This window comes from Pseudomonas sp. PS01298, from assembly GCF_029959745.1.
In the GTDB taxonomy this organism is placed as follows: Bacteria; Pseudomonadota; Gammaproteobacteria; order Pseudomonadales; family Pseudomonadaceae; genus Aquipseudomonas; species Aquipseudomonas aylmerensis.
In genome coordinates this window covers 1-3246 of record NZ_JASCPP010000219.1, presented here as the reverse complement: position 1 = coordinate 3246, position 3246 = coordinate 1, and the positions used below count along the sequence as shown (strand labels likewise).

General features: G+C 59.7%; 4 protein-coding genes. 2 read left to right on the top strand and 2 right to left on the bottom strand.

The annotated features are described in order from the left end of the window. Window positions 1–104: 104 nt before the first annotated feature. Complete coding sequence (sohB, locus tag QMX97_RS31855) at window positions 105–1130, bottom strand: protease SohB (RefSeq protein WP_065907712.1); 1026 nt, start codon at window positions 1128–1130, stop codon at window positions 105–107. 193 nt (window positions 1131–1323) lie between these two features. Between sohB and QMX97_RS31850 the strand changes: the two genes are divergently transcribed. Together QMX97_RS31850 and QMX97_RS31845 are read left to right on the top strand one after the other, a co-directional pair. Beyond that, entirely contained in the window at window positions 1324–2034 is a 711-nt protein-coding gene (locus QMX97_RS31850; RefSeq protein WP_065907710.1) for a histidine phosphatase family protein, read from the top strand. 56 nt (window positions 2035–2090) lie between these two features. Beyond that, window positions 2091–2405: an SCP2 sterol-binding domain-containing protein gene (locus QMX97_RS31845; RefSeq protein ID WP_016969749.1), complete on the top strand. Its 315-nt coding sequence runs from the start codon at window positions 2091–2093 to the stop codon at window positions 2403–2405. A gap of 62 nt (window positions 2406–2467) precedes the next feature. Here QMX97_RS31845 and QMX97_RS31840 read toward each other — a convergent pair whose 3' ends face one another. Further along, the gene (locus QMX97_RS31840; RefSeq protein ID WP_106803566.1) at window positions 2468–3061 is read right to left on the bottom strand and encodes a hypothetical protein; all 594 of its coding nucleotides are present in this window, start codon (window positions 3059–3061) and stop codon (window positions 2468–2470) included. Between the last annotated feature and the right edge of the window lie 185 nt (window positions 3062–3246).

The following is a 3246-nucleotide window of genomic DNA, read 5'->3' as shown; positions in this document are numbered from 1 at the left end:
GGGCTTGCCCGCGATGGCGCCAGTTCAGTCGGTAGAGGCATCGACTGGTACATCGCTATCGCGGGCAAGCCCGCTCCCACAGGGGGATCACAAAAATAACGGCGTTACCAGAAGCGCTGCTGGGTCAACCGGCTCCACCAGGTCAGCAGCACACGGTCCACCGAGCCGCTGGCCGCCAGGCCCACTCGCTCCTGCAGGCTCTTGCGCTCGGCGTAGTGCAGGTGGAATACCTCGGCGGTCTTGGCCTTGGTAGCCAGGTATTCGTCGCTGGTCTGCAGCTCGTCGACCAGTTGCTTGTCCAACGCTGCAACACCCAGCCACACTTCTCCGGTCGCCACATCATCAATCGCCAATTGCGGGCGATAGCGCGAGACGAAGTTCTTGAACAGTTGATGGGTGATGTCCAGGTCTTCCTGGAACTTCTCGCGGCCCTTCTCGGTGTTTTCGCCAAACACTGTGAGGGTGCGCTTGTACTCACCGGCGGTCAGCACTTCAAAGTCGATGTCGTGTTTCTTCAGCAGGCGATTGACGTTGGGCAACTGCGCCACCACGCCGATGGAGCCGAGGATCGCGAACGGTGCGCTGATGATCTTCTCGCCGATGCACGCCATCATGTAGCCGCCGCTGGCCGCGACCTTGTCGATGCACACGGTCAATGGCACGCCCGCCTGACGGATACGCGCCAGTTGTGACGACGCCAGGCCATAGCTGTGGACCATGCCGCCGCCGCTTTCCAGGCGCAGCACCACTTCGTCCTTCGGGGTGGCCAGGCTCAGCAAGGCAGTGATTTCGTGGCGCAGGCTCTCGGTGGCCGAGGCCTTGATGTCGCCGTCGAAATCCAGCACGAACACCCGTGGCTTGGCCTCGGGTTTCTTCTTGCCTTTCTTCTTTTCGGTCTTGCTCTCGGACTTGCGCAGGGCCTTGAGCTGGTCCTTGTCGAGCAGGCTCGACTCCAGGCGCTCGCGCAGGCCCTTGTAGAAATCATTCAGTTTGCTGACCTGCAGCTGTCCCGCGGATTTGCGACGGCCTTTGCTGCGCAGCGCCGCGAAGCTGATCAGTACCACCAGAATAGCGACCACCAGGGTGACGGTCTTCGCCAGGAAACTCGCGTATTCGGCCAAAAAATCCATGTGACTCCTTACAAGTGCAGTGCGCCAGGCGCGGATTGCCCCAGCATACCGGCGGCACCGCGTTCGAGCCAGTGATCAAACCGCCAGTAGGCGGCCTCTAACGAGCTTTTAAAACAAGCGTATGTTTTTTCATTGACAGCTCCCTGGCATCCTCATAACCTCGCCAGACTTTCAACGTACCGGGAAAACGGACGTGGGCAGCATCTATCTGATTCGACATGGCCAGGCCTCCTTCGGTGCAGACGACTATGACGTCCTGTCGCCCGTCGGCGTGGAACAAGCGCAAGTGCTCGGGCGCCACCTGGCGGACCTGGGCCTGGTGTTCGACCGCTGCGTGGCCGGCGACCTGCGCCGCCAGCAGCACACCGCCACGGCCGCCTTTGATCAGTACAGCGCCCTCGGCCTGCCGGTACCGGCCCTGGAAATCGACAGCGCCTTCAACGAATTCGACGCCGACGCGATTATCCGCGCCCTGCTTCCCGATCTGCTCACCACCGAACCCGAAGCCCTGGAGATCCTGCGCAACGCCGCGCAGAACCGCAGCGAATTCCAGCGCATCTTCGCCCTGATCATCGAGCGCTGGCTGGCCGGCACCTATGATCCGCCGGGCCTGGAAAGCTGGCTGGGCTTCGTCGAACGGGTCCAGGGTGGCCTGCAGCGCATTCTGGAAGCCGCGGACAACGCACAGAAGATTGCAGTGTTCACCTCCGGCGGCACCATCACCGCCCTGCTCCACCTGATAACCCGAATGCCGGCGGCCCAGGCCTTCGAACTGAACTGGCAAATTGTTAACACCTCGCTCAACCAGCTGAAATTCCGTGGTCGCGAGGTGGCACTGGCTTCCTTCAACAGTCATACCCACTTGCAACTGTTGAAGGCGCCGCAGCTCATCACGTTCCGATGAACTGCGGCCAACCGTGACCCCAAGGTCACTGGACTCTACCCTAAAGGATCGAAACCATGACTGACGTAGCCAAAGCTGTAGAAGCAATGAAAGCCAAATTCAACCCAGCCGCTGCTGACGGCCTGGACCTGGTGTTCGGTTTCCGTATCGACGACACCCAGAACTTCTCGCTGGTGGTCAAGAACAACACCTGCGAACTGCTGGAAGGCGAAAACCCTGACGCCCAAGTGACCCTGGTCACCGACGGCGAAACCATGGAAGGCATCGTCAGCGGCGACACCGACGGCATGCAGGCCTTCATGAGCGGCAAGCTGCGCACCGAAGGCGACATGATGCTGGCCATGAAACTGAGCGAGCTGTTCCCGGCCTGATAAGCCCGCGCTCAAAAAAATCCCGCCTTTCGGCGGGATTTTTCGTTCAGCCAGCCTCCCGGTCAGCGGGTGTTGGCGTCATCCATTTCTTCGAACGTGTCCATGTACGCAGGGTCATTACCATCGTTTTCACGAATCACACGCCCGTCATACTCGGCGGTGATTTCACCGGTATTGACGTCAAGCCCAACCACGATCACCAGCTTGTATTTGCCCACTTGCAAGTACATGTCATAGAGGTCCCGGGGTTCATCGGGCAGCATAAAAAAGCTGTAGCTGTAACGTACGCGCTTGGTTAACACGGGCCACTGTGCTTCAAACGCGCGGGGATCGAAGGATGGGAGCACATCGCCGATTCCACGCAGCGCGGCCTCGACCAGTTGGTCATTGTCCTTGGCTTTGAAGACCACCGGATGAGTGCGAGTCATCGTCCGCATCGGGTTGGGAACAATATCCGTTTCAAGGCGGTACATGCCGCTGCTGAACCATTTTGTCGCATCGAAGGTGTCGTCACCTTTCTCGCAATCGCGGCAGTGCATCATCAGCGGCGCCGCAGCGCTTTCCCGGGGATACAGTGAAGTGATCAACACTGCGCAGGTGATCAGCAGTGCCCCCAATAGGCCTGCACTGCCAACCCGCGCGATAACATTCGCCATCGTCTACATCCTTGTCTGAAGGGGTGGCGAATTTACCTGATTCAGACCTTTCGGTGGCAGGATTTTTTTGCCTGCCATTTCGCAAGCCATGGATTTTCAATGTGGGAGCTGGCTTGCCTGCGATAGCGGTGGACCCGACAACCGTGATGCGGGCAGTGCCGACGCCATCGCAGGCAAGCCAGCTC

Bases quoted from the DNA above. Each gene is read 5' to 3' on its own strand.
- sohB (WP_065907712.1), bottom strand. From the start codon at position 1,130: ATGGATTTTTTGGCCGAATACGCGAGTTTCCTGGCGAAGACCGTCACC.
- QMX97_RS31845 (WP_016969749.1), top strand. From the start codon at position 2,091: ATGACTGACGTAGCCAAAGCTGTAGAAGCAATGAAAGCCAAATTCAAC.
- QMX97_RS31840 (WP_106803566.1), bottom strand. From the start codon at position 3,061: ATGGCGAATGTTATCGCGCGGGTTGGCAGTGCAGGCCTATTGGGGGCA.